Annotated in this window: 26 protein-coding genes and 1 pseudogene; 20 read left to right on the forward strand and 7 right to left on the reverse strand. The window is 63.6% G+C overall.

Annotated elements, in window-relative coordinates:
* The first annotated feature begins 47 nt into the window (after positions 1 to 47).
* Complete coding sequence (locus tag RX327_RS09410; protein WP_317250106.1) at positions 48 to 260, forward strand: hypothetical protein; 213 nt, start codon at positions 48 to 50, stop codon at positions 258 to 260.
* Positions 261 to 623: 363 nt separating this feature from the next.
* On the opposite strand, the gene RX327_RS09415 is transcribed toward RX327_RS09410, so the two are convergent.
* From RX327_RS09415 to dctP, 5 genes are all read right to left on the reverse strand, one after another.
* Complete coding sequence (locus tag RX327_RS09415) at positions 624 to 1,292, reverse strand: outer membrane protein (protein WP_028333430.1); 669 nt, start codon at positions 1,290 to 1,292, stop codon at positions 624 to 626.
* 745 nt (positions 1,293 to 2,037) lie between these two features.
* On the reverse strand, positions 2,038 to 3,567 hold the full coding sequence (locus RX327_RS09420) for a class I adenylate-forming enzyme family protein (protein WP_063779994.1): 1,530 nt from the start codon (positions 3,565 to 3,567) through the stop codon (positions 2,038 to 2,040).
* 32 nt (positions 3,568 to 3,599) lie between these two features.
* Positions 3,600 to 4,883 carry a TRAP transporter large permease gene (locus RX327_RS09425; RefSeq protein ID WP_028333428.1) on the reverse strand — a complete coding sequence of 428 codons (1,284 nt, stop codon included), beginning with the start codon at positions 4,881 to 4,883 and terminating at the stop codon, positions 3,600 to 3,602.
* Between the two features lie 110 nt (positions 4,884 to 4,993).
* A complete protein-coding gene (locus RX327_RS09430; RefSeq protein ID WP_028333427.1) occupies positions 4,994 to 5,497 on the reverse strand; it encodes a TRAP transporter small permease in 504 nt (167 codons plus the stop codon).
* 9 nt (positions 5,498 to 5,506) lie between these two features.
* The gene (gene dctP / locus RX327_RS09435; RefSeq protein ID WP_050387520.1) at positions 5,507 to 6,529 is read right to left on the reverse strand and encodes a TRAP transporter substrate-binding protein DctP; all 1,023 of its coding nucleotides are present in this window, start codon (positions 6,527 to 6,529) and stop codon (positions 5,507 to 5,509) included.
* Positions 6,530 to 6,906: 377 nt separating this feature from the next.
* Between dctP and RX327_RS09440 the strand changes: the two genes are divergently transcribed.
* The 17 genes and pseudogenes from RX327_RS09440 (at position 6,907) to RX327_RS09520 (ending at position 23,421) form a co-directional block, all read left to right on the forward strand.
* Positions 6,907 to 8,094, forward strand: a complete 1,188-nt coding sequence (locus RX327_RS09440; RefSeq protein WP_152977919.1) for an ABC transporter substrate-binding protein — start codon at positions 6,907 to 6,909, stop codon at positions 8,092 to 8,094.
* A 10-nt stretch (positions 8,095 to 8,104) separates the two neighbouring features.
* Positions 8,105 to 8,971: a branched-chain amino acid ABC transporter permease gene (locus RX327_RS09445; RefSeq protein ID WP_028333424.1), complete on the forward strand. Its 867-nt coding sequence runs from the start codon at positions 8,105 to 8,107 to the stop codon at positions 8,969 to 8,971.
* Between the two features lie 4 nt (positions 8,972 to 8,975).
* The gene (locus tag RX327_RS09450) at positions 8,976 to 10,013 is read left to right on the forward strand and encodes a branched-chain amino acid ABC transporter permease (RefSeq protein ID WP_028333423.1); all 1,038 of its coding nucleotides are present in this window, start codon (positions 8,976 to 8,978) and stop codon (positions 10,011 to 10,013) included.
* The gene (locus tag RX327_RS09455) at positions 10,010 to 10,768 is read left to right on the forward strand and encodes an ABC transporter ATP-binding protein (protein ID WP_050387519.1); all 759 of its coding nucleotides are present in this window, start codon (positions 10,010 to 10,012) and stop codon (positions 10,766 to 10,768) included. The genes RX327_RS09450 and RX327_RS09455 overlap by 4 nt, the downstream gene beginning before the upstream one ends.
* Positions 10,768 to 11,460, forward strand: a complete 693-nt coding sequence (locus RX327_RS09460; RefSeq protein ID WP_050387518.1) for an ABC transporter ATP-binding protein — start codon at positions 10,768 to 10,770, stop codon at positions 11,458 to 11,460. The genes RX327_RS09455 and RX327_RS09460 overlap by 1 nt, the downstream gene beginning before the upstream one ends.
* Positions 11,461 to 11,535: 75 nt before the next feature.
* Entirely contained in the window at positions 11,536 to 12,855 is a 1,320-nt protein-coding gene (locus RX327_RS09465) for an MmgE/PrpD family protein (RefSeq protein ID WP_317250107.1), read from the forward strand.
* A pseudogene (locus RX327_RS09470) lies at positions 12,852 to 13,241 on the forward strand (SDR family NAD(P)-dependent oxidoreductase); the annotation flags it as partial. The gene RX327_RS09465 and the pseudogene RX327_RS09470, both read left to right, overlap by 4 nt.
* A 157-nt stretch (positions 13,242 to 13,398) precedes the next feature.
* Positions 13,399 to 13,662 (forward strand): SDR family oxidoreductase, encoded by a 264-nt coding sequence (locus RX327_RS09475; RefSeq protein ID WP_317251227.1) that lies wholly within the window; start codon positions 13,399 to 13,401, stop codon positions 13,660 to 13,662.
* A 79-nt stretch (positions 13,663 to 13,741) separates the two neighbouring features.
* The gene (locus tag RX327_RS09480; protein ID WP_317250108.1) at positions 13,742 to 14,905 is read left to right on the forward strand and encodes a CoA transferase; all 1,164 of its coding nucleotides are present in this window, start codon (positions 13,742 to 13,744) and stop codon (positions 14,903 to 14,905) included.
* Positions 14,895 to 15,689: an enoyl-CoA hydratase/isomerase family protein gene (locus tag RX327_RS09485; protein ID WP_050387515.1), complete on the forward strand. Its 795-nt coding sequence runs from the start codon at positions 14,895 to 14,897 to the stop codon at positions 15,687 to 15,689. The genes RX327_RS09480 and RX327_RS09485 overlap by 11 nt, the downstream gene beginning before the upstream one ends.
* A gap of 13 nt (positions 15,690 to 15,702) precedes the next feature.
* Positions 15,703 to 16,638, forward strand: coding sequence for a hydroxymethylglutaryl-CoA lyase (locus RX327_RS09490; RefSeq protein WP_283089683.1), 936 nt, complete (start codon positions 15,703 to 15,705; stop codon positions 16,636 to 16,638).
* A gap of 11 nt (positions 16,639 to 16,649) precedes the next feature.
* A complete protein-coding gene (locus tag RX327_RS09495; protein ID WP_050387513.1) occupies positions 16,650 to 17,852 on the forward strand; it encodes an acyl-CoA dehydrogenase family protein in 1,203 nt (400 codons plus the stop codon).
* 11 nt (positions 17,853 to 17,863) lie between these two features.
* Positions 17,864 to 19,237, forward strand: a complete 1,374-nt coding sequence (locus RX327_RS09500; protein WP_050387512.1) for an MmgE/PrpD family protein — start codon at positions 17,864 to 17,866, stop codon at positions 19,235 to 19,237.
* Positions 19,234 to 20,058, forward strand: coding sequence for an aspartate/glutamate racemase family protein (locus RX327_RS09505; protein ID WP_028333414.1), 825 nt, complete (start codon positions 19,234 to 19,236; stop codon positions 20,056 to 20,058). The genes RX327_RS09500 and RX327_RS09505 overlap by 4 nt, the downstream gene beginning before the upstream one ends.
* Complete coding sequence (locus RX327_RS09510) at positions 20,055 to 20,942, forward strand: MBL fold metallo-hydrolase (protein ID WP_028333413.1); 888 nt, start codon at positions 20,055 to 20,057, stop codon at positions 20,940 to 20,942. The genes RX327_RS09505 and RX327_RS09510 overlap by 4 nt, the downstream gene beginning before the upstream one ends.
* Before the next feature lie 219 nt (positions 20,943 to 21,161).
* Complete coding sequence (locus RX327_RS09515; protein WP_244978375.1) at positions 21,162 to 22,169, forward strand: LacI family DNA-binding transcriptional regulator; 1,008 nt, start codon at positions 21,162 to 21,164, stop codon at positions 22,167 to 22,169.
* A 55-nt stretch (positions 22,170 to 22,224) separates the two neighbouring features.
* Positions 22,225 to 23,421, forward strand: coding sequence for an NADH:flavin oxidoreductase/NADH oxidase (locus RX327_RS09520; RefSeq protein ID WP_244482625.1), 1,197 nt, complete (start codon positions 22,225 to 22,227; stop codon positions 23,419 to 23,421).
* Between the two features lie 121 nt (positions 23,422 to 23,542).
* Here RX327_RS09520 and RX327_RS09525 read toward each other — a convergent pair whose 3' ends face one another.
* Positions 23,543 to 23,704 carry a hypothetical protein gene (locus tag RX327_RS09525; protein WP_160321820.1) on the reverse strand — a complete coding sequence of 54 codons (162 nt, stop codon included), beginning with the start codon at positions 23,702 to 23,704 and terminating at the stop codon, positions 23,543 to 23,545.
* A gap of 141 nt (positions 23,705 to 23,845) precedes the next feature.
* On the opposite strand from RX327_RS09525, the gene RX327_RS09530 reads away from it, so the two are divergent.
* Positions 23,846 to 24,058, forward strand: coding sequence for a hypothetical protein (locus tag RX327_RS09530; RefSeq protein ID WP_028333410.1), 213 nt, complete (start codon positions 23,846 to 23,848; stop codon positions 24,056 to 24,058).
* A gap of 2 nt (positions 24,059 to 24,060) precedes the next feature.
* On the forward strand, positions 24,061 to 24,339 hold the full coding sequence (locus RX327_RS09535; protein ID WP_038377337.1) for a hypothetical protein: 279 nt from the start codon (positions 24,061 to 24,063) through the stop codon (positions 24,337 to 24,339).
* A gap of 13 nt (positions 24,340 to 24,352) precedes the next feature.
* Here RX327_RS09535 and asnB read toward each other — a convergent pair whose 3' ends face one another.
* Complete coding sequence (gene asnB, locus RX327_RS09540) at positions 24,353 to 26,293, reverse strand: asparagine synthase (glutamine-hydrolyzing) (protein WP_317250109.1); 1,941 nt, start codon at positions 26,291 to 26,293, stop codon at positions 24,353 to 24,355.
* Positions 26,294 to 26,312: the final 19 nt, after the last annotated feature.

Here is a 26,312-nt window from a genome sequence, read left to right on the forward strand (position 1 = left end):
ACTCGCAAAGTGTGTCGGCTAGCACTCGCCGGGGAACGGAGGCCATGATGAAACGCTGCGACCGCAAGCGCTCCGACATGACGCCGTGCGTGATTACCGACGGCGCGGATGCCTATAGCTTCGAGAGCGATCAGGACACTCACCCGATCTGCGTTGGCTGCGGTCGCAGCCCGCAAGTTACAGGCGTGGCGCCACCCGCCGATTGGGCTGAGCAGGTTGCCGACTATCTGAAGGCCGTGCAGATCAGGCATCGGCGCTGAAGCCTCGCGGCGCGCGGCGCCCATGCGGCAAATCCGACCGGCCTGCCCAAATCAACCAGCCTGGCCGAACCGCTCGCAACGGGCCTCCTGTTCGCGCTCCATCAGCCCGATGAGCGTTAGCTGCCATCGTCCTCTGGAGGTCAGTTCCATGACGCATTGATCGTCGTGCGTCATGTCGTCACTGATCGGTCCGTTGAGGATGCTCGGAGTAGTGCGCGGTCGCCTCGTATTGGCCCTCACGGCGTTGCGTCAGTCGACCGCGCTGGAGGCTTCCAATCCGGGAGGAACCACCGCTCCAACGAAAAAGCTCCGGGCCTTTGTCTGGGCCCGGAGCTTTCATGTCGCTTGGAGTTAAGCGAGCGATCAGTACCTAGCGACGGCCGGGCCGCCCAGGTTGAACCTGTAGTTCAAGCCCGCCTTGATGGTGTGCTGGTCGTTGCGGAAGCTGCCGATAAAGCCGAGAGAATCGGACACGTTGACGGTGCCGAAGTCATAGTACTGGTATTCGAGCTTGCCCGACCAGTTCTGGGTAAACATGTATTCGAGACCGGCACCGACGGTGTAGCCGTCACGGCCGCCGTCGCCGCCGAAGCCGTTTGAGAAGCGCGTGTCAGCCCAGGCATAGCCGCCCTTGACGTAAAGCAGCGCCGGACCCCAGGTGTAGCCGAGGCGGCCGGTTACCGAACCGAGGCCGCGATTAGCGAAGCTCGAACTGGTATCCAGAAAACTGTAGTTGGCTTCAAGACCCATCACCCAGTTCGGCGCGAACTGGTAATCATAGCCAGCCTGCACGCCGCCCATGAACACACCGTCGTTGCCACCGCCGAAGCCGGGGGCGAGGACGTTGTCGTTGCCACCGAACGCACCACCGACGTGACCACCGATGTAGAACCCGGTCCAGTTGTAGATCGGGGTCGGAGCAACATAGGGCGGAGCCTTGGTGTAGGGCTGAGGCGCGAGATCAGCCGCGGAAGCGGGCGCGACCGCGCCGAGCGCGATCATGCTGGCGGTGACAAGCAGAATTTTCTTCATCTTTTTCATTCCAACTTTCTTGTACTAGCCCGGCCCCAAGTTCATCGCCTATCAGACACGTGCGGAATTGCTGTAACCTGGCTGCAACAGGCGGCGCCAAACGCGGGCCGCTCACGGCAAGGACAAGGAACGCTTGGCGTTAGGCGAGCTCGGAACTTTCGTGACGCGGGTTATGCATTGCAGATCACATTCCGGCGCAACGCGCCGGTGGATAGATGGTTGTGTTCGCATGGAACTGGGGCGAGCCCGAAGACGAATGAGAGCGAAGCGCGGGCCTGCAGTGCTTGTCGAGCCAAAAGGGAGACTCACTGTCGGGCTTCTGTCCCGCAGCGGAACGAAGTGGGAGGCCCGACGCATACCAGCCCCGCGTCGCAGTCTTTTTGCGTGCACGCAACACCCGCCCGATATCTCTGGCGGATTGATCCAGCGATAATGCAGGGCAGCGTCCCGATGATGGGAGTCCCGAACCGGGCTGCGTCAATTACCGGAGAGGATGTAGCGTCAGACTCGGCCGATGAGCCACGAGCTAAGGCCAAGGGGGCGATGACGACTCCAACTATTGGGGCAAACGCCACATAATGGCGACAGGTCATCGATTGGGGCGCTACGTAAGCCTTCTCGTTCGCTGGACGGCGCCGTTCTCGTGAAACCGGCGTGCTGTGCGTTCCGCCGGAGTAAAGTGCCCGTAATGCGGCCACACTCTCTGCGCCTGCAACGCGAACTCGGCTTCGTCGCTCGCGCTGAACTAGGAGCGCTTTTCGAGCCGCGGCCGCGGCCCTTCGGTGATGCGGAACCGGGACAGCACGTCGGTGCGAATGGCGCCGCGGAGGATCTTGCCGATCCCATTGCGCGGCAATTCGTCGAGGGCAATCAGCAGGCGCGGGCGCTTGTAGTCGGTCATGGTCGGCACCACGCGATTGATACGCTCCTCCCAGCCTGGCGCAGGATTTTCCACCGCCGCCAGAATGACCTCGCCCCAATAGTCCGAGGGAATGCCGACCACCGCGACTTCCGATGGCTGCAGCGCCGGCGCAAGCAATCGTTCGACCTCTTCCGGCGCTACTTTGTAGCCGCCCGACTTGATGACGTCGGCGCTACGGCCGGTGAGGTGCAGCCGGCCGCATGCATCGAGATAGCCGAGATCGCCGGTTTCGTGGAATTCATTCGGTGCGAGCGCGCTAAAACCATCGGTGGTGAGATACCCGGTCATCAGGTGTTGTGCACGGATCAGAACCTCGCCGTCGCCGCCCGCCGCGGCCGGCCGGCCGTCCTCGCCGCGGATGACGACCTCAACACCAGGAGCGGGCCAGCCGACGCAGGCGTCCTCGCCTCCGGATGCATACCAGGACTCGGTCTCCTCGGCTTCGAGCACCGTGATCGGATTGAATACCTCGCTCTTGCCATAGGTGACCCGCACCACCGGGCCGAACATCTCCCTGACGCGCACATAGAGCGTGGGCTTCAGCACCGCCGTGCCGCAGAAGATCGTGCGCAGCGACGAGAACTGGCACGTGCCCGCGGCGGCCACGATCTTTGCCAGCACGGTCGGCGGCGCAAACATCGCATCGCATGCGCCGCGTGCGAGGATATCAAGTACGCGCGGCGGGTCGACGCCGTCGAGCAGTGTCACGGCCGCACCCGACGACAGATAGGCATGCGTCATCAACGAGGAGCCGTGCGAGAATGGTGTCATCAGCAGCACATTGCTGCCGGTACCCGGCCGGAACGGCAGGTTCGCCCGCAGCAATATGTTGGCCGTCCAGCGGCCGATCTGGGTGTGAACCGCGCCTTTCGGGCGACCAGTGGTACCAGAGGTGAAGACGATACGCGCCGGCGCGTCGCCGTCGACCTGCGGGAAGGCGGCCGGATCCAACGCGGTCCGTTCGATGCTTTCGACCTCGATGATGTTCGGACCGCCGGCAGTCCTTTCGGTCGCGATGGCCGCGCCGGTGATCAACAGGCGAACGTTGGAGACCGCGAGGCAGTAAGCGCGTTCGTCGCTGCTCAGCGCAGGGTTGATCGGGACTTCGACGGCGCCCGCCAGCATGACGCCGAAAGTGGCCGCAACGGCGTCGGCGCTGTTGCGGAACAAGGTAGCCACGGCATCTGTCGGGCCGACCCCGGCCTGGATCAGGGCATCCGCAACGCCGGCGGCTTTGGCGAACAACTCCGCATAGGACGTTGTGCCGGCGGCGTCGACGACGGCCGGCCTGTTGCCGTAGCGGAGCGCGAGCGCGGAGAATTCGCCGGCCCAATGGATCGATTTCGATGACATGCTCGAGCTCTCCGTCGAGACGATCCGCGTTGCTAGCCCGCGCCGTAGACCAGATTGGGCAGCCAAAGCGAAAGCTGTGGGACATAGGTGATGATCGCAAGGCACAGCAGCAGCAGGCCGAGGAACGGCAGAACGCCGCGCACCACTTCGGTGACCGGCGCCGTCGAAATCGTGGCCAGCACGTAGAGGTTCAGTCCGACCGGGGGATGAACCAGCGCGATCTCCATGTTGTGGGTGAAGACGATCGCGAAATGGACGGGATCGATTCCGAGCGGTTTCAGCGCAGGCGCAAGGATCGGCATCACCACCAGCAGCGTGGCGGCGACCTCGAGAAAGCATCCGAGCACGAGCAGCAGCACGTTGATCGCGAGCAGGAATTGCCAGGGATGAAGCTGGTTGTCGAGCGTGAACTTCACCAGCGAGGCCGGGATGCCCGAGTCCGTCATCCAGTGGCCGAACGCCAAAGCGGTCGCGACGATGATCATGATCGTCGCGGCGCTCTTGATTGCCTCGGCGATCACCTCGAGCGTCTGGCTGACCTTAAAGCCGCGATAGAAGAACAGGCTGACGAGAAGAGCCACCGTGGCCGAGACCGCGGCTGCTTCGGTGACCGTCATCAGGCCGCCGTAGATTCCGACCATCACGATGAAAGGTACGCAAAGCGCGGGCAGGGCATTGAGGCTCATCCGCACCAGTTCGGTGCGTGGCACGGCCGGCTCGCGCGGCAGCTCGTATTTGTGCGAGTAGTAGAACACCCAGCCGAAGAACATCGCTGCCTGCAGCAGCCCGGGCATGATGCCGGCCAGGAACAGGCGCGGCACGGACTGCTCTGCGATCAGCCCGTAAAGAATCAGCGACAGGCTGGGTGGAATCACGATGCCGATCGTGCCGGAAGCGCCGACCACGCCAAGCGCAAAATGACGCGGATAGCCGCGCTCGATCATCGCCGGCACCAGAATGGTGCCCATGGCGAGCGCAGTCGCGACCGAGGAGCCGCAGATCGCGGCAAACAGGGTACATGACACCACCGTCACGAGACCGAGCGCGCCCCGCAATCGTCCGAACCAGGCGATCGCGACATCGACCAGTGCCTTGGCGACGCCGCCGCGCCGCATGAATGCGGCAGCCATCACGAACAACGGCAAGGCCATCAGTGTGCTGGAATTCATTTCATCGGCGATCTTCTGCGCGATCGCCACCAGAGGCTGGTCGCTGAAGCCGAACAGGACCGCCGCGCAGAGACCCAACACCAGAAAGATCGGCATTCCCGCGCAGAGCAGCCCGAAGAACATCAGCAGGAAAAGCATCGTCCACATCGTGTCGGTCTCGTTGTTGCTGGACCTGAAGCGTCCCGATGCGGGACCACGACGGTCAGTTTGCCGATGGCAGATCGGTCATCAAGACGGCTGACGTCGCCGCCGATCGCTCAGTGATCGTGAACGGCGATGACCATGGTGGCGGGATCGAAGCGGAAGACGAGCAAATATAGCTTGATGACGTAGCGCAACAGCATCAGCACGGCGCCGGTCAGGATGGCCGAGTAGTAGATCCACATCGGGAATTCGAGGCCCGTGATGCTGCGCTCGTCGAGGCTGCGGGCGACGTCGGAAACCTGGAAGCCGCAATAGGCCAGGCCGCCACAAAACAAGATCGCGACACAGCAGTTGAATGCCTCGACCCATCTTTGCCCTTGCGGCGGCAACAGTCGCAGGACGACGTCGGGCCTGACATGCCCATCGGTCCGGACCAACTGGCTCGACGCCAGAAACACCGCCCAGACCGTCAGATAGACCACTACCTCCTCGCCATTGATGAAAGCGAAATTCTTGTTCACGTAACGGCCGATGACCTGAGCGGTCCCGACCGTCAGCGCGGCGGCACCAAGAACTCCTATCAACAGGAGTTCAAGCCTGTTCCAGATCTTCATCATGGGTGGCAATCAATGGCCGACGGTCGTTACATCCGCCTGCACCTGCTGCAGCAAGGCGGGCGAAATCCGCAACTCCTTCGCGATGCCGTCCTGCAAAGGCAGCATCTTGGCGCGGACCTCAGCGAGCGCGCTCTCGGACGGCGAAACGAACACGATGCCGTTCTTTTCCAGCGTATGGCGCGCCTCGGTCTGAGCCTCTTCCATGCTCTTGCGGTAGGCATCGATGTTCTCCTGCCAGAGGTCGACGACCAGCTTCTGGAGATCCGGCGGCAGCTTCTTGTAGAAGCTCTCGCTGATCATCGGCACGTAGAACCCGACGAATTCGCGATCCGCAAAGCCATACTTCACGCCGGATTCCCAGAGCTTTGCGCTGGCAAGGCTTTCATCGGTCGAGCTCAGCCCGTCGAACGTGCCTTGCGACAGCGCCAGCGGAACGTCCGGCCAGGCTGTGACGTTCGGTGTTGCATTGAAGAACTTGGCCCGCGCCGATTGTCCGGCACCGCCGGAGTTGCGGATCTTCATGCCGGCCTGATCGGCGAAGTCGCGGATCGGCTTGTTGGTGCTGTAGGTGTTTTGATATCCGAGCTGCAGCCAGGGGCCGAGCAATTTGACATCGAGCTTGCTCTCGAATTGCTTGTTGATGATCTCGCCGATCTTGCCGTCGGCAGCAGCATAGACCACCGGATAGGGCTGCCCGAAAAATGCCGGCAGCTGGAAGACGTCTGCATCGGGGACGAAGCCGGTCAGCACCCAGGTGCCGGGGATCGCCATCTCGACGGCGCCCTGACGCAGCGCCTTCACCACGTCGCGGTCGCGAAACAACTGGCCGCTGTGGAACAGCTCGGTCGTGATCCGGCCGCCGGATTTTTCCTGCAGCTTCTTCAGGTAGTCGGCGGCAGACAATGTCCGTCCGTGTGTCGCCGAGGTGTCCACCGAAGCCCGCAGCTTGAACTGAGGTTCGGCTGCTAGCGCTCCCTGGCTGCACTGAATCGCAAGCACGGCAAGCACGGCCGTCACGGCGCCCCGCATCATCGAGTTTCTCCCCTTGGCCGTCGTCTTCTGTGCGCGACGGGTCACGGAAGCTAACGGCCGGGCCAGATTGATTCAAGTGGAACGTTTCATTGTGCGGGTGTGTCAGTAGCGGCGCGTCGTTGGGAGTTCTGATGGATCGTTCGATCGATAGCGTAAGATACTGTTATTATTTGCATTTATTGTACGTTCGGAACGGTGACTCATCTCAAGCATAGCTGATCTGCCCTATTTTTCATGAAACGTTTCATTGACAAGGCAGCCTCCGCGCGCCTAGCGTCCCGGCGCCGAGCGATACGCGCGGCCCCGGAGCGGAACGCTTCGGGTTTCCACGCAACAAGTGGACGGCGCATGAGCCGCAACAAATTACGGGGGGAGTGATGAGCACTACGCGGAGAAATCTGCTGTTGTCCGGCATCGCCGTCGGCGCTGCGCTGGCCAGTTCGAATGTCTCGGTGATGGCGGCGGGACAGGAATTGACGCTCGGCGTCGTCGGCGTTCTGTCGGGTCCCGCTGCGCAATGGGGCCTCGCGCTGCGCGGCGCGGTCGAACTCGTCGCTGCCGAGGCCAACCGGGACGGCCTGATCAAGGTCGACGGGGCGCCATGCAAGGTCAACGTCGTCGCCATCGACAGCAAGTACACGGCCGAAGGCGCTGCCGCTGCAGCCAACACGCTGGCAGGGCAGGGCGTCAAATTCATCATCGGCCCGATCGGCTCGCCCGAGCTCACCGGCGTGAAGCCGATCGCCAAGCGCAATTCGATGCTGGTGATGGGCAACGGCTACGCCAAGGATGCACTATCGCCGCAGTTGCCGCTGGTCTTTCACATGGGGCCGGGTCCTTCGGGCTGGGCCGAGCCGATCATCAAGATCGCCAAGCAGAAGTTCGGCATGAAGAGCGTGGTGCTGGTCGCGCCGAACGACCAGGGCGGCACGGATATCGCGAGCGTCGACGCCGACGCATACAAGAGAACCGGCATCACCGCTTCTGAAGAATATTATCAGCGTGGCACCACCAATTTCGCGCCGATCGTGACCCGGATCATGAACGCCAAGCCTGATGCCGTCGATCTCGCTTCATCGCCACCTGGCGACGCCGGCATCATCGTGAAGCAATTGCGTCAGGCTGGCTTTGAGGGACCGATCGGACGTCTCGGCGGTCCGGGATACACCGAAATCTCCCGCGTCGCCGGTGGCGATGAGGTGCTGAAGGACTTCTATTGGTACGAGCCGGTTCTCATTGACGAGAAAGTGCAATTGATCGCCGACGAGTACAAGAAGCTGCTCGGCGCCGAGCGGCCGGAAAACAATCTGTTCTTTCAGTGGGTCTCCGCCGCCCGCATGGTAACCAAAGCCATCGCCAAGGCCGGTACCATCTCGGACACGGCCAAGGTTGCCGAGGCCCTGCGATCGTTGCCGGTTGAGGATCCCAATATCGGTCCCGGTCACTGGATCGGGCAGGATTTCTTCGGCATCAACCAGGAACTGTCGTTCCCGTTCGGCGTCGGGCTAGTGGAAAAAGGCAAGCTGCAACCGACCATCAGGGTCGAAGCGGCCGGCGGCAAGTAGCGGGTACTCCGTGCAAGGTTTTGTCGCCACCTGCCTCATCGGCATCAGCCTGGGTGCGCAGTACGCGCTGCTCGCCCTCGGCTTCACCCTGATCTTCGGCATTCTCGGAGTCGTCAATTTCGCACATGGCGGCTTCTACGTTCTCGGAGGATATCTCGCCTATTCCGCGGTGACCTATCTCGGTATGCCCTACGCGCTGGCGGTGATCTGCGCGGCGCTGGGCACCACGCTGCTCGGATTCCTGTTCGAACGCTTCGTGCTGGATCGCGTGATCGACGATCATCTGGCGACACTGATGCTGACGCTCGGCCTCTATTTGATGATGTCGAGCGGCATATTGGTGGTGTTCGGACCGCAATCTCCGGCCTTCGCCTTTCCATTGACCGGTGTCATTCACGGCCATGGCTTCTTTGTGCCGATCGAGAATCTCGTGGTGCTGGGCGTCTGCATCGTCGGAATCCTGTCGATCTACGGCCTGATCTATTACACCGATTTCGGTCGCGCGCTGCGTGCGCTGGCTGATGACCGCGCGGTGGCGACGGCGCAGGGACTGCGTCCGGCGATTCTGTTTCCGGCCGCCTTCGCCCTGGCGACGGGGCTCGCCGGCCTCACCGGCGCGCTGGTCACACCGATCCTGTCGCTTGCGCCGCATATCGGCGATCCTGTGCTGGCGACGTCCTTCCTGATCGTCATTCTCGGCGGTCTCGGTAGCGTCGGTGGTGCGACAGTCGCGGCTTTCATCGTCGGCATGGCGGAGGCGTTCTCGGCGGTCTATCTCGGTGGCTCGAAGGGCGCACTCGCGCTGTTCGTGCTCGTCCTGGTCATGCTGGTCGTCAAGCCATCGGGTCTGTTCGGCCACCGGGTTCGGGGAGCTTGAGCACATGACAGCCCGCACCCTTTCCAAGCGCGGCGACCTGGCCGAGGCAGCAAGCGTCGTGGTTATCGCGGCCGCTTTCGTAGTTCCCTGGCTCAGCCAGAACCCGATGGTCTATTCGCTGGCCAACCAGATGCTGATCGCGATTACGGCCGCGTTCAGCGTCTACATCATGCTGCGCATGAATCTGATGACCTTCGCGGTGCCGACCTTCATGGCGATCGGCGGTTACACCGTCGCGATCCTGGGGCTTCGTCACGGCGTGACCGATGTGCTGCTGCTGGGGCTTGCGAGCTTCGTGGTGCCGGCGCTGTTTGCGCTGCCGCTCGGTGCGCTGGTGCTCCGTCTGACCGGCGTCTATTTCGTGCTGGTCACGTTCGTTCTCACCGAGATCACGCAACTGTTGCTGTTTGAAACGCCGGGATGGACCGGCGGGTCCAATGGACTGGTCGGCATGCCGGCCGTGACGCTGTTCGGGCTGGAGCTCGCCGACAACCGCGCGGTGCTGCAGGTCACGATCGGGCTGGCGCTCGCCGGCGCTATCGTCACCGCTGCGGTGACCCGCACGCTGCGCCAGCATTTCGCGGCGATCGAGGAGAACGAACTGCTCGCCCAGAGTCTCGGCCTTGTCGTCTGGCACTACAAGGCGTTCGGCTTCGCCATCGCGGCGGGTGTATCCGGGCTCGCCGGCTTCGCTCTCGTCAACATGCTGCTCACCGCTCATCCGACCTCGTTCAGCGCGCTGTCATCGGTCAACTACATTGCCTATGCGATCATCGGTGGGAAGAGCAGCATGCTTGGCCCGGTTGTCGGTGGCGCTCTCCTGATCTGGGCGGGAGACGTCTTCGCACTGCGCGGGGAGTATTCCCAGTTCCTGTTCGGCTTCCTGATCGTGGTGGTGGTGCTGGTCGCGCGCGAGGGCGTCGTCGGGACGATCCATCGCCTCGGCGTCCGCGTGTTTTCTCCGCCGTCGCCGTCGCGGTCTTCCACCGTCGCCTCGTCGCCGACGCTGAGCGTGCCCAATGCGATGGAGCCCCTGCAATGACGACTGAACGCACCGGACGGACCGACGGCGGCGCGCTGCTCGAGGTCGCAGCCATCTCCAAGCGTTTCGGCGGGCTGCATGTCTTCGACAATATCAGCTTCGCCATCCCGCCAGGCGACGTCCTTGGCGTCATCGGGCCGAACGGCGCCGGCAAGACCACGCTCATCAACGTCATTTGCGGCATGCTGCCGCCGACCACCGGCCGGGTGCGGCTCGACGGCAAGGATATGACCGGCAAGCCGCTGCATGCCGTCAGTCGCATGGGAATTATCCGCAGCTTTCAACAGACCAACACCTTTCGTACGGCGTCGGTCCGCGAGAACATTTCGCGGGCCCTTCGCTTCAGCGGCAGTGGGCCCGGATGGGACAGCGTCGCGCCGCTGATCGACGAGTTCGAGCTCGAACCGCAACTCGACGAGCAGAGCGACAAGCTGCCGTACGGGCTCCAGAAGATGCTGGGCCTCATTCTGGCTTGCGCCGCTCGGCCGAAAGTCCTGCTGCTCGACGAGCCGGCGGCCGGTCTCGAGCGGCGGGAGCGCCTGCGGGTCGATGCTTTCGTGCGCCACGTGAGGACGGTGCTCGGTTGCGGGGTCCTGATCGTCGAGCATGACATGGATCTCGTGCGCCGCCTCTGTCCGAGAATACTGGTGCTCGATTCCGGCCGTGTTCTGGCCGAGGGCGCTCCCGCCGACGTCCTGGCACGCAAGGATGTCATCGACGCCTATCTCGGGACAGTGGACGAGGAGGCGGCCTGATGCTGGCGGTGAAAGACCTCGAAGTCCGCTACGGCGGCATCACGGCAATCAGCGGCGTCTCGATCGACGTCGCCGAGGGCGAGACGGTCCTGCTGATCGGCGCCAATGGCGCCGGCAAGTCGAGCCTGATCAACGCTATCATCGGTCTGGTCCAGGCCTCGCATGGCAGCGTGCGCTTCGCGGGCCGTGATCTCAGTGCCGTTTCCTGCGACGGGCGCGCGCGGGCCGGAATTGGTTATTCGCCCGAAGGCCGCCGCGTATTCCCGACCATGTCGGTCGCCGACAACGTCCTGAGTGGCGCCTGCTGGCACGGCGGGGCGAGCCAGCGCCAAGCCTGGGCCTGGCTCTGTGGCATCTTCCCGATCCTGAAGGAGCGCGCCAGCCAGCCGGCCGGACAATTGTCGGGGGGACAACAGCAGATCGTCGCCCTGGCGCGCGCCATGAGTTCGTTTCCCAAGCTGCTGCTGCTGGATGAGCCGTTTCTCGGACTTGCGCCGGTGTGGATCGCGCAGATCAGCGAGGCGATCCGCCATATGCAACAGCGCGGCACGACCATTCTCATGACCGAGCAGATGGCGCGTCCGGCGCTCAAGCTTGCCACACGCGGCTACGTGATGCGCGGTGGTGAGGTCAGGCGGAGCGGCACCGTTGCCGAAATTCGCGACGTTGCGCTTGCCGAGGAGTATCTATGATGTCAGCTACTCTGAACGCCACTGCGCTGCTCGGGACCTTCGCCACAACGACGTCGGCGAGCGAACTGTCCCCGGATGTCGCCACGAAGGCAGCCATTTGCCTGCTCGAACTCGCTGGGGCTCGCGCTCGCGGCGCGGCACGAGCCGACGGCCGCGGCCGCGCGCGCGATGGCCGCGGAGGTGCTGCCTGGACCGCGTACCGCGCGCATCTGGGCGAGCGGCAAACATGCCGCGCTGTCCGAGGCGGTTCTCGCCAATGGCATTGCCGTTCATGCCCATTTTCAGGACGATACCGACCACGATTCATGGACGCACCCGGGATCCCTGATTGCGCCGGTCGCGGTGTCGCTTGGCGAAACGCTGGATGCGCCGCTGCGCACCGTATTGACCGCTCTTACGGTCGGCTATTCCGCGCTCAAATGGCTTGGTGCGGGTGAAGTCGTTGCCCGCGGCCTGATCCGCAGGGGCGTACGGACCAGCCCGACCTTCGGCACGATCGGTGCCGCGGCGGCGGCCGCAGCCGCACTTGGGCTCGATCCATCGAGGTCCACCAGCGCGGTTGCAATCGCGGCCTGTACGACCGGCGGCACGCTGGAGCCGGTGCGCTGCGGCTCCGATGAATGGCGCGTACAGAACGGGCGCGCCGCCCAGGGCGGGCTGGTGGCCGCGGAGCTTGCGGCGCGCGGCGTCCAGGGGGCGCCTGATGCGCTGGAAGGACCGAAGGGGTTGTTGCGCTCGCTTGCCGGCCTCGATCGCACGCCAGAACAATGGCAGCGAGGCCCCGATGTCGCGACGATGATCGGCATCATGGCAAAGCCGTTCGCAACCCTGGGCGACAATATGTCGGCGGTGCTGGCGGCGCATGTGCTTCACCGCGACGGCATCGATCTGCCGCAGGTAAAGCTGATCACCGTGACGATCTGGGAGCCCTATACGCAGTATCCGGGAACGTCCTTCAAGGGACCGTTCACGCGGACGGTGCAGACCCAGGCCAGCACCGCCTTTGCGGTCGCCGCCATGCTGCGCTACGGCCGCCTCGACTACGAGATGGGCGTCGAGCACCGCCAGGACCGGGAGATCATGGCACTCGTCGACAAGATGATCGTCGAGCCGGACGCGATCGGTACCCATCTCGACGCGACCGTCGAACTGGAGATGGAAAATGGTGCGCGTCTTCGCCGGACCGCGCGCGAGGCGCCCAAGGTTCTGGTGTTCCAGGACGAAGCCCGTGCCACTGAGGTTTTTGAGAGCCGCCTGGCCGGAACCGGAATTCCGGCCGGCGAAGGCGCCAGCCTTGCGGCCGAGGTTTTCGCTTCGGCACGTAGCGGCGGATCGATGCCTGTGCGCAGGCTGCTCGACCGCCTGACCCGATCTCAGAGGGATGCGATCAGATGAAACTTGGACTTGAAGGCAAGACTGCGATCGTCACCGGCGGCAGCAAGGGCATTGGTCTCGAGACCGTACGCTTGCTGGCGGAGGAGGGTGTCAAGGTTCTGGTCTGCGCGCGCCGCGAGGACGCGCTGGCCGAATGTCGTTCTGACGTCGAGCGGAGCACCGGCGTCAAGGTCGAAACGCTGTCGCTTGATGTGACGGATCTGAAGCAGATCGAGCGGCTGCCGGCGGTCGCCCGCGACCGTCTCGGCCGTATCGACATCCTGGTCAACAATGCCGGCACCGGCACCTACAAGCCGTTCCTCGAAGTCACCGACGAGGAATTGCAATACGGCATGGCGATCAATTTCTTCGCTCAGTTCCGTATCTGTCAGCGCATCATCCCGATCATGATCGAGCAGAACGGCGGCAGCATCGTCAACGTGTCGGGCGAAACCGGGATCATGGTGACGATGCCGCCGTTCCTGTCGTCCTGCACCGGTCCGGCCAAGTCGGCCGAAATCCGCTTCTCCAAGATTTCTCGCCAACGAATTCGGGCCGCACAACATTCGCGTCAACTGCGTCGTTCCTGGGTTCGTCAATACTCCGGAACGTTTTGCAAAATGGGAGCGCGAACTCGCCAAGCGCAATCTGGGCGAAGAGGAGGCGGAAGCCGAACGCAAGCGCTGGTCGGAAAATAATTCGATGCGCAACACGCGCTGGGGCACGCCGGAGGAACTCGCCAATTTGATTGTCTTCGCGCTGTCCGACCGCGCGAGCTTCGTCAACGGCGCGGTGCTGGTTGCCGACAATGCGCAGGACAAGTCGTGAAAGCGACGCCGCTCGACGTGATGAACCGATTGATGACAACAGGAACGGCGGCGGCCCTTGCGGCGGCCGGGAGGATTTGATGGACGTTGACAAGCCGCTCGCTGGTATCACCGTGGTTGAACTCGGACACAGCGTGGCCGCCCCCTATGCCGGACTGATTCTGGCCGATCTCGGCGCTCGCGTGGTCAAGGTCGAAAATCCCAAGAGTGGCGATTATGCGCGTGGCTGGGGGCCGCCGTTCTGGAACGGGACGGCAAGTGTGTTCCATAGTCTCAATCGCGGCAAGGAAGGCATCACCGTCGATTTCGGTGCAGCGGAGGATTGCGAGAGGCTGAAGTCGCTGATCCTGAACGAGGCGGATGCCGTCATCCAGAATCTGCGGCCCGGCATTCTGGACAAGTTTGGTCTCACCGCGGATGCGCTTAGCGCCGCGAAGCCATCGCTGATCTGGTGCGACATCGGCGCGTTCGGCGCCAAGGGGCCGCTCGCCAGCAAGCCCGGCTACGATCCGCTCGCCCAGGCCAGCACCGGCATCATGAGCGTCACCGGCGAGGGCGGACGGCCGCCGGTGCGTGTCGGCGTCTCGCTGGTCGACATGGGGTCCGGCATGTGGGCAGTGATCGGCATGCTCGCTGCGTTGGTGGCGCGCAACAAGGGCGGTCAGGGTCGCAGCATTGCGACCTCGCTTTACGAGACCGGGCTCGCGTGGATGACCGTTCCGCTGGCCGGCTATGCGGCGTCAGGTGAGGTGCGCAAGCCCTATGGATCGGGCACCGCGGAAATCGCGCCCTATCAGGCATTTGAGGCGTCCGACGGATGGCTGATGATTGCCGCCGGCAACAACAATCTGTTCCGCAAGCTGTGCGTGGCGTTGAATCTCGAAGCGCTTGCGCATGATCCTGACTTCGCGACCAACGCGGCAAGGGTCGTCAACCGCGAACGACTGATCCCGCAAATCGCGGCCGCGGTGCGTAAGTATACGGCCGATGCGCTTGGCGGCATTCTCGACGGGGCCGGGGTTCCCAATGCACCGCTGCTGACCACCGATCAGGTTGCGGAGCATCCGCAAACCCGCGCGCTCGACATGATGGTGCGATGTGCCGGCGACGATATCGATCTTGTCGGCGTTCCGCTTGCCTTCGACGGTACGCGACCGCGCGCACGCACCGCTGCGCCGGCGCTCGGCCAGCACAATGCCATTCTTCGAAAGCCTGCGAGCAAGGGAGCCATCAATGCGAACTGATTTCCAGACCATCAAGGTCGAACGGCGTGATGGCGATATCCTGCTGGTCACGTTGCACCGGCCGGAAGCGTCGAATGCGATGAACACCCAGATGGGCCTCGATCTGGTGGAACTGTTCGAGGGCTTCTCGACCGACATCGAGGGGTTGCGCGCGGTGATCCTGACCGGACACGGCGACAAGGCGTTCTGCGCCGGGGGCGATCTGAAGCAGCGCAACGGCATGACGGACGAGGCCTGGCAGGCGCAGCATCTGGTCTTCGAGCGCATGCTGCGCGCTCTGCTGGGCTGTCCGATTCCCGTGATCGGCGCGATCAATGGTGCGGCCTATGGCGGCGGCTGCGAGATCGCGGCGGCGCTCGACTTCGTCTACGCCTCGACCAATGCACGCTTCGCGCTGACCGAAGTGACGCTCGGCATCATGCCAGGTGGCGGCGGCACGCAGAATCTGCCGCGCGCCGTCGGCGAGCGCCGCGCCAAGGAATTGATCCTGTCCGGGCAGCCGTTCTCGGCCGCCGAGGCCGAGCAGTGGGGGCTGGTCAATCGGGTGCTGCGGCCAGGGGAATTGCTGGAGGCGACCTTCGCCATCGCCCATCGCATCGCTGCCAATGGCCCGATCTCGGTGCGCCAGGCCAAGCAGGCGATCCATCGCGGTTTGCAGATGTCGCTCGCCGATGGCCTCGCCTTCGAGATCGAAGCCTACAACCGTCTGGTCCCGACGGCGGACCGACGCGAAGGCGTGCTGGCGTTCAACGAGCGCCGCAAACCCAACTTTCAAGGCAAGTAGGAGGAGGCGCGAAGTGCGTGAGAAAGCTCATGTTCGCGAGGTCGGACCCCGCGACGGCATTCAGATGGTCAAGACCATCTTGCCGAGCGCGCGCAAGCTGGCCTGGTGCCGTGGCGCGGTGGAGGCCGGAATCCGCGAGATCGAGGTGACCTCATTCGTGCCGGCCAAGGTGATCCCGCAATTTGCCGACGCGGAGGAGGTGGCCCGCGGGGCACTGACAATGCCGGGCTTGCGGCCGTCGGTTCTGGTTCCGAATCTGAAGGGGGCCGAGCGCGCCTTCGCGCTCGGTGTGCCAATCGTCAACTACGTGCTTTCGGCGAGCGAGGAGCACAATCAGGCCAATGTTCGCCGCAGCACCGAGGAGTCGTTGCAGGACTTCGCGCGCATCGCTGCGGCGCGCGATCAGCGCCCCGGAGCACGAATCGGACTTGGTGCGGGCATCGCGACCGCGTTCGGCTGCACGATCTCGGGGGCGGTATCGGAGGCACGAGTGGTCGAGATCGCGGTGCGGCTCGCCGGGATGGGCGCCGACGAGATCATCGTCGCCGACACGGTCGGCTATGGCGATCCGGGTCAGGTCCGCCGCCTGATGGGCGCAGTGATCGCAGCGGTGCGTCCACTGCCGGTCGCCTGCCACTTCCACGACACGCGCGGTCTCGGTCTCGCCAATGTGACGGCGGCACTGGATGCGGGTGTACGCGCGTTCGATGCATCCCTCGCCGGACTCGGCGGCTGTCCGTTCGCACCCGGCGCCACCGGCAACATCGACACCGAGGATACCGTTTTCCTGCTCGAACAACTTGGTTTCGATACCGGCGCCGATGTCGAGCGGCTGGTTGCCTTGCGACGCGAGGTCGAGAGCTGGCTGCCCGGCGAACGGTTCTCCGGCGCGATCGCCCGCGCCGGCCTGCCCAAAACGTTCCGCGTGTCGGCCAGCGCCGCCGCCTGAAAGGATATGACATGAACTATCACGACGCCGCCCAACCCGCCGACATGGAGGTCACCGTCGCGTTGGGCGAGGATTTCTCCGACCTGCGCAACACGGTGCGGCAGATCTGCAAGGGCTTTCCGGGCGAATACTGGCGCAAGCTCGACGATCAAAGCGCCTATCCGACCGAATTCGTCGCGGCGTTGACGGAAGCGGGATTCCTCGGCGCGCTGATCCCGGAGGAGTATGGCGGTTCGGGCCTGCCGCTGCGTGCGGCCGCGGTGATCCTCGAAGAGATCAATGCGAACGGCTGCAGCGCCAGTCCCGCGCATGCCCAGATGTACATCATGGGTACATTGCTCCGTCACGGCAACGAGACCCAGAAGCGGACCTACCTGCCGGAGATCGCGGCGGGCCGGCTGCGGCTGCAGGCCTTTGGCGTGACCGAGCCCAATACCGGCTCCGATACCACCCAGCTCAAGACTCGCGCCGAGCGTCAGGGGGATGTCTATGTCGTCAACGGCCAGAAGGTCTGGACGTCGCGGGCGCTGCACTCCGACCTGATGCTGCTGCTGGCGCGCACCAGTCCGGTCGATCAGGTGAAGCGGCGCACCGACGGACTTTCGGTGTTCCTCGTCGACTTGCGTGAGGCCAAGGGCAACGGCGTCGAAATCCGTCCGATCAAGGCGATGGTCAATCACAACACGACAGAGGTGTTCATCGAGAACCTGAAAGTGCCCGCCGCCAATCTCATCGGGGAGGAAGGCAAGGGCTTTCGCTACATCCTCGACGGCATGAACGCCGAGCGGATCCTGGTCGCCTCCGAATGTGTGGGCGACGGGCGCTGGCTTCTCGGCAAGGGTGTCGCCTATGCCAATGAGCGGCGCGTCTTCGGACGATCGATCGGCCAGAATCAGGGCATCCAGTTTCCACTGGCGCGTGCCTACGCCGAACTCGAAGCCGCCGACATGATGTGCCGCCGTGCCGCCGCGCTGTTCCAGGCTGGGCAGCCCTGCGGAGCAGACGCCAACATCGCCAAGCTGCTGGCGTCGGAGGCCACCTGGAAGGCGGCCGATACGACATTCCAGACCCATGGCGGCTTCGCCTTTGCGCAGGAATACGACGTCGAGCGCAAATGGCGTGAGGTCCGTCTTTACCAGACAGCCCCAATCTCGACCAACATGGTGCTGGCCTTTGTGGCGCAGCACGTGCTCGGTCTTCCGCGTTCCTACTGAGGAGACGACCCATGCTGGATATCACGCGTCAGACGGCGAATTTTGTAGCCGGCCTCAAGCTGTCCGATCTGTCCGGCCGCTGCCGCGAGGCGGCGCGGACCGGCATCATCGACTGCGTCGGCGTCATGATCGCTGGCGCCGCCGAGCAGCCGGTGCGGATCGTGTCGGCGATGGTGGCCGCGTCCACCCAGAACGACGGCGCGCCCGAGGTTCCGTCGGGTCGCAATCTCGCGGCGCCGGATGCCGCGCTCGTCAACGGTGTCGCGGCGCATGTGCTCGACTATGACGACGTGGCGCTGGCCGGACATCCGAGCACCGTGCTGGTGCCGGCCATCCTGGCCGAAGGCTGGTCGCTCGACTCCGGCGGCGCCGACGCGCTTGCCGCCTATGCCGCGGGCTACGAAGTTTGGGCGCAGGTCATTGCGCTGGAGCCCGGTCACCTCCATGAGCGCGGCTTTCATCCGACGGCCGTGATGGGTGCGCTTGCCACCGCGGCCGCCTGTGCGCGGCTGCGCAATCTCGACTCCACGAAGACCGCGCATGCCATCGCGATCGCCGCTTCGCTCGCCTCCGGACTGGTCGCCAATTTCGGCACCATGACCAAATCGCTGCATGCCGGTCGCACCGCCCAATCTGGCGTGCTTGCCGCGCGTCTCGCCGATCAGGGATTTACCGCATCGCTGGACGTGCTCGAGCACCAAACCGGCTTCCTGCGCGCCCATTCGCCCTCGGGCACGCCGGATATCGAAAACGGCACGATCGATATCGGCCGCAACTGGCGGCTTGCCGATCTCGGCATCAATGTAAAGCGCTATCCGACCTGCTATGCGACCCATCGTTCGATCGACGCGATGATTGGCCTGGTGAATGCGCACAAGCTCAAACCCGACGACGTGAAGGAAATTCGGGTCCACACCGGCGTCACCCAAAGGCTGATGTTGCGCAACACCAATCCGCAGACCGGTCTCGAGGCCAAGTTCAGCATGGAATTCGCGATGACCGCCGCGCTGATCGCCGGCCGCGTCGGGCTGTCCGAGCTCACCGACGAGTTCGTCTCGCGGCCCGACGTCGGCGCTACCTTCGCCAAGGTCCACTGTACGACAACCGATGAAATCATGCCGGGAGATCAGCCGTTCGCGCCGGCCGACTGCGTCAGCGTCGTGTTGACATCGGGCGAAGTGCTTGAGCACGCGCCGGTGGTTCATGCCAAGGGCAGCTGGCAGCGCCCGCTTTCGCGCGACGAACTGCAGGATAAGTTCATGGACTGCGCGACCCGGGTGTTCAAGCAAGGCGAGGCCGACGCCCTGTTCGAGCAGCTCTGGAATATCGAGGACCTCAGGTCGATCCGTTCGCTGCGCCTGACCAACGACCGGAGCGACGCATGAGCGCGGCAATGGCTGGGAAGGGATCGACGCCGCGCATCTGGCACCAGTCGGTCAACGAGCTCGATCATCTCGAAGTCTACAAGCGCGCGCTCGAGGCCCATGCGGCGGAAATTCTTGGCGACGACGCCGAGGTCGTCGTCCACGGGCTTCCGTCCGGATCATACGCCGGCGCTTCGGCCACTGCGGTGCTCGGCAATGCATTCGCCTATCACCGCATTCTCAGCCGGGTGATCGACAATGCGATCGCGGCCGAGCGGCAGGGTTATGATGCCTTCGTGATCGGTTCGTTCAGCGAACCGTTTCTGCGCGAGATCCGCTCCGCGGTGGATATTCCCGTCGCCTCGCTGACCGAGAGCGGCCTGCTGGTCGGCTGCTCGCTCGGCAGCTATGTGGCATTGATCTCCAATGCGCCGGCGGTGCAGTGGATGACCAAGGTTGCGGTCGACAAGCACAAGCTCGCCGCGCGTGTGCTGGAGGTCGCGGCGATGGATCCGCCGCTCGACGAGCCGCAGCTGGCGCGTGCTTACGCCGACCCGGCTCCGGTCATCGCAAATTTCACGGCCGCGGCCGAGCGCCTGGTGGCGCGCGGCGCTGACGTCATCATTCCGGCGGAAGGTGTGCTGGCGGAACTCCTTGTTCGTCACGGCGTCCATCGCATCGCCGGCGCTCCCGTGATGGACGTGTTTGCCGTCACCTGGGCCTACGCGCTGATGCAGATCAGGCTCTGGTCGAAGGCACAACTTGGCGTGGGCCGGAGCTGGCACCACAGGCGCGACGATGCAGCGATCGTTGCAAGATTTTGGCAAGGGGACGCACAATGAGCACTTCACCCTCAACGCAAGTCGCAGGAGTCTATCACCGCAAGCTTGGCGATGCGCTGGTCACAGGCCTCAGCGATGGTTACGTCGACATGGGATACACGATCTTTCGCAATATCCCCGAGGAGGAAACCAAAGCCATTCTGGCGCGCGATCATCGCACCTCGCCGCCGCGCATCTCGGTCAACGCCTTTGCCGTGCGCATGGACAACCGGACCTACCTGATCGACTGCGGATCAGCGGATCTGATGGGGCCGACCTGCGGCCGCCTGCCGGCAAATCTCGCTGCCGCCGGCATCGATCCGGCCTCGGTCGACGCGGTGCTGCTGACCCATGTTCATCCCGACCATTCCAACGGGCTGACAGATGCCGCAACCGGAACGCGGCTGTTTCCCAATGCGGAAGTCATCGTCCATGAGAACGAGATCAATCACTGGTTCAACGATGAGGCGATGGCCAAGGCGGCCGAGCGGCCCCGGCGCCGCTATTTCGAGGCCGGCCGCACCCAGCTGAAGCCCTATATGGCTGCCGATCGCGTCAAGACTTTCCGGAAGGGCGAGGTGCTCCCGGGCGTCACGGCGATCCCGATCCACGGTCATACCCCCGGCCACGCCGCCTATGTCGTATCGTGCGGCGGCGAATCAATGGTGGTTTGGGGGGACACGGTCCATGTGCCGGAGATCCAGGTTGCACGTCCGGAAGTGACGATGGAATTCGACACCGACCCCGAGGCCGCCGCGGCCGCTCGTCAGATGATGTTCGACATGGTGGTCACTGACGACATGCTGGTCGGCGGCATGCATCTGCATTTCCCCGGGTTCGGACATATGCGGCGCGAGGCAGGCCGATACAGCCTGGTGGCGGAGCAGTGGGCGTTCGAAGTATGAGCCGCAATATCGTCGAAGCCGACGCCATCTGATCGTTCCGGAACAAGGACGGGAGGCCAGGCCGTTTGGATCACGGTGGAGAAATGCACAAATCATTTGCCTTCGGCCGGCTGATAGCACCTGCGGCCGAATTGGCTTCCGCGTATTGTGCAGGGGATTGAGGTCTCAGCCCCGGTGATGGTGATGGCAGAACAGCAAACGGCAGGTCGCGGAAGCAAATTGACGATCCGCGACGTGGCGACCGCAGCGGGCGTTTCGACCGGCACGGTGTCGCGGGTGCTCAATGCCAATGCCACCGTCCATCCCGACATCCGCCGGAAGGTCCAGCGCGCAATCGACGATCTGGGCTATACGCCGAACGCGGTGGCGCAGAGCATGCGCATCCGGTCGACCCACACGATCGGCTGCATCTTGCGTGAGATCAACATTCCGCAACTCGCGGGTTTCGTCAAAGCCGCGCACGACGTGCTGGACGAGGTCGGCTTCTCGCTGCTCATCTCCAACTCGGAAGGCCGCAAGGAGCGTGAGCGGGAGCTGCTCAGCCGGCTGTCGCGGCGGCAGGCCGACGGCGTGATGATGGGGCCGTACACGCCGGTCGCCGGTGAGTTCGAGGCCTTCCTGCGCGATCTCGATATTCCGATCGTGCTGATCGATCGTGATCAGCCGGATTGGACTGATGCCGTTATGGCCGATCACGCTGAAGGGATGCGCGTCGCGGTCAGTCATTTGCTGGATCTCGGTCATCGGCGCGTGGCGCTGATCACCGGCGACGCCGGGCTCTATCCGGCGCGCGAACGCGTTCGCGGCTATCAGGAGGCTTTTGCCGCGCGAAATCTCGAGCCTGATCCTTCGCTCGTTCACGCGGGGAGCTTCCTGCCCGGCGCGGGATTTCGTATCACCTCGGCATTGCTCGGCCAGCGCAACCCTCCGACCGCGATCATTTCCGGCGGCATCGACATGCTGTCTGGCGTGCTGCGCGCGGTGCGCGGGCGAGGCCTGCGGATACCGGAGGACGTGTCGCTGATCGCGTCGGGCCATTCCGAACTCGCCGAGCTCGTCTCGCCGGCGGTCGCCATCATCGGCTGGGATCAGGCGGAGGTCGGCCGGATTGCGGCCGGCATGCTGCTCGATCGCATCCGAAACGACGGTCCGCGCGAGCCGCGGCGCGTGCTCGTGCCCAACGAGTTCATCCCGCGCGCGTCGCTGGGGCCCCCAAGACGTACCTGAAGACTTGCCGTCCATGGCACGACCGGACGGCCATAGCATGCAAGGAGACAGTTCCATGAGTGGTGAAATGATCAACGGCAAAGAAGACGAGCGGCCGATGCTGTTCCAGCCACTCACGATTCGAGGCCTTACGCTGAAGAACCGTCTCGTCGTGCCGCCGATGGTCCATTACAGCTGCGAACCGGGAAATACCTGCGGAGCGTTTCATCTCGTTCATCTTGGTCGCTATGCGCTCGGTGGATTCGGGCTCGTCTTCGTCGAAGTGACGGCGGTGGAGGAAGTCGGGCTCACCAACGAAAACGATCTCGGCATCTGGACTGACGAGCAGGCCGAGAGCTTCAAGCCGCTGGTCGCCTTCATGAAGCGTCAGGGGACGGCGATCGGCATCCAGATCGGCCATGGCGGCCGCAAGTCGTCGGCACAGTCCGCCATGCAGGGCATGGGGCCGCTGACCGAGGAGAATCTGAAAGCCGGCGCCAGGATCTGGCAGCCGGTCGGCCCGACCGCCGAGCCGGTCGCCAAGGGCTGGCTGACGCCACGGCAATTGACCACTGCCGAGTGCAAGGCCATGGTCGGTACCTGGGCAGCCGCTGCAAGGCGAGCGGTTGCCGCCGGGTTCGACACCATCGAGATCCACACCGCGCACGGCTATCTGCTGGCCTCGTTCCTGTCGCCGGTCTCCAACACACGCAATGACGAGTACGGCGGCGACCGCGCTGGCCGCATGCGTCTGCCGCTCGAGATCGTCGAGGCGGTGCGCCGCGAAATGCCGGCGGACATGCCGCTGTTCGTGCGCGTCTCGTCCGTCGACGGCACCGTCGAGGGCTGGAACATGGATGATACGGTCGCCTTCGCGCACGAGCTGAAGGCGCGCGGCGTCGACGTCGTCGACTGTTCCTCCGGCGGAATCTCCGGCGCGGCTACGGCAGCGCAAGTGCCGCGCAGCCTTGGCTTCCAGGTTCCCTTCGCCGAGCGCGTGCGCAAGGAGGTGGATATCACCACCATGGCCGTCGGCATCATTCTCGAGGCGCAGCAGGCCGAGGCCATCCTTCAAAAAGGCCAGGCCGACCTCATTGCCGTCGGGCGGCAGTCGCAGTTCAATCCCAACATCGCCCACCACTGGGCGCACGATCTCGGCATCAACAGCCGTTTCGAAGATTGGTCGCCGGAGTTCGGCTGGTGGCTCGAGAAGCGGATCAAGACACTCCAGGGCTTTGCCACGCCGACGGGTGTCGTTATGCGCCACTCCTGACTGGCGTCACGCACGTCGCTCGCGGCCGGTGAACGGAACGCCGCCCACAGCATCGCTGCTATCTTCGAGGATCCGCAGTACCGCGCGACGGGCATCATGTCGCGGGTCGCAGGAGTCCGTTTCAGATTCGCTGCTGAACTTCCGCCGAGGAGATATCGGCGAAGCGGTCGCACAACAGGCTCTTCTGCACCTTCCCCGTCGCGTTGCGTGGAAGTGACTCGGCAACAACGATCGAACTGACGTCTTCGCTTTGCCGGATCCCGACAAACGGCGGCGAAATCATTTCGTGGAGGGTCCGGGTTTTTACGGGCTGAGCGTTAACGCTACCGCACGAGCACAAAGGCGGGGGTCTTGTCAGGAAGCGATTTGGCCAGTTTATTCGAGAGATTGCAGTACGTTATTCTTATTGTAGAGCGCATTTCCGATGAAAGCCATCGAGCAGATCGTTGCCGGCTACGTTTCATTGAAGGATCGCCAAGCCTTGGAAAAGCTGAGGCACCATCGTCAGCAATTGCTGGATGATGTTCAGATGCACACCATTCCAGGGTTCAAGCCGTCGATTGTGAGCGATATCCTTCGCGAGGAGATCGAGGTCATCGAAGGCGCGCTAGCGCGCGTGGATGAGGATCGACCATAGTCATGAGCAAAAACTTCGACGAGATCGAGACACTGAAACCAATGGCCTGCGGCGCCATCACCGATCCCAGTCTGAGGATGATATATGAAGCTATCCGCGGCGCGCTCGAGGCCGACGATGAATTCGAGGCAAGCGGCAAAGATCCCAAATTCCGAGTCCGGTCGACGGCCGAATGGAAGCGGCATGCCACCGATCTTGAGGCGGAGATGCTGAAGCGAGGGCTCGAGTTCGACGTTATCGATTGGACGAATGGTCAGAGCGAACGGCGGGAAAGCCGGTGAAGGCACTCGCTGATCATGCGTAAACGCCGTTGCGATGGCACCAACGGACAAACGTGTAGATGGACCAGACCCGCGACCAGTACATGCCGGGCGCTCCGTCGAGAAAGGCTCGCCAAAGTCGCTCGACCGCGGCGGGATTTAGGCCCGTAGGCGCGATCGCCTGCGGATCGCGCATGGTCCGATCCATGGCGTCCTTCAATCCGCGGCGAATCCACCGGTCAAAGGGCATGACGAAGCCGGTCTTTGGGCGCTCGAAGAGCGCAGGATCGAGACCGCGCAATCCGATCCGCCGAAGCATATCTTTGCGCCCCAAGGGCTGATATCGCGCTTGGTCCGACAGGGCGTCGACGCTTTCAAACAATACGTGGTCGACCAGCGGAACGCGCTGCTCGAGCGAACTGGCCATGCTTGCTGCATCATTATCGCGCAGGAGGCGTTCACCCAAAAAGAGACGTTGTTCCATCACGCTAATAGCGGAAACAGGGGTACGGCCTGCCGTTTCGGCCATCAGCCGCCGGCGCATCGCGTCGGGAAGGCCGTCCACGAGCGCGCTCGCGAAATCCGGTGCAAGCAATTCACCCTGAAATCCAGGCAGGAAGAGTGCGTAGGCCATCTGGTATAACGCCAGCAGATCCTCGCTACGATCGACCATATCCGGAAGCTTCGCCCAGCGCGTTTGAGGCGCTACGGGATGCGAGGATCGTCGCAAGGGCCATGTCAGCAAGGCTGCAGCCTTGGCTTGCCATTTTCTTGGAAAGGCGCGGCCCCGATGACACCACTGCTGCAAGATCGGAAGATCGCGATACGTCGGATACCCGCCGAACAGCTCGTCGCCCCCGGTTCCCGACAGCGCGACGGTAAAGCCTGCTTCGCGAATAGCCCGGGAGATGAAATAGGCGTTCAGTCCATCGAAGGTTGGCTGGTCGAGACTATCGAGGGCGTCGTCCAGACTGTCGACGAACCGCTGCTCGGACAACACTACCTCATGATGCTGAGTGCCGATTGCCGCAGCGGTCTGCCTTGCGAACGGCGCTTCGTTGAACTGCTGGTCCTCGAACGCGAGCGTGAAAGTATGAACCGGGGCGTCAGCGGTCAGTTGCGCGAGATTCGCCATCGCGGAGGAATCGATGCCGCCCGACAGGAAAACCGCGAGCGGCACATCACTGGCGAGGTGAAGCCTCATCCCTTCGTCGAGGATCGAGGCAAGCGTCGCTTCGTCCATTGTCGGCTTTGGCGACTCTCCGGGAATGCGCCAGAAATCGTGCTCGCTTATTTTACGGCCTGCCCCGTCAAACTCGGCGTAGTGACCCGGCGCAAGAAGTTCAACACCCTGGACCGAGGTGCAAGGGCCGACAACAAACCCGTTCCATACATTGCTCGCAACCGCCTGCGGATCAAGGCGCGGCGTTCCGAGCAAGCCTGAGGCCAGCAATGCACGTAGTTCGGATGCAAAGATCAGCGACCACGTCGTGTTCGGATTACTGGACTGTGCGATATAGAGCGGCTTGATGCCGAGCTGGTCGCGCGCGAGCAGAAGTCGTCGCTGTTGCGGATCCCAGCTTGCGAATGCGAACATGCCGCGCAGCCATCCGACTGCCTCCAGGCCATGCAGCCCGAGTGCCCGCAGCATGACGGCGGTGTCGCCGCTAGACCGAAAAGATTGTCCTTCGCTCTCGAGGCGTTTGCGCAGGGCGACATAGTTGTAGATTTCGCCGTTGAACGAAATCACGTGCCCGGTTGTATCGTCCACCATCGGTTGAGCGCCGGCGGACGACAGATCAAGGATCGAGAGACGGCGGTGATCAAGCATGACACCCCAGCCGCGGGCATCCGGCGTTGAAGCCCACGAGCCATGGCCGTCCGGCCCGCGATGGATCATGGCCTTGCTCATCCGAGCGAGCGCGGCCCGGTTGTTTTCGTCAAGCCGGCCGATGATACCGGAGATACCGCACATTCAATCGTCGCCTTCGCGG

Source organism: Bradyrhizobium sp. BEA-2-5 (genome assembly GCF_032918025.1).
In the GTDB taxonomy this organism is placed as follows: domain Bacteria; phylum Pseudomonadota; class Alphaproteobacteria; order Rhizobiales; family Xanthobacteraceae; genus Bradyrhizobium; species Bradyrhizobium pachyrhizi.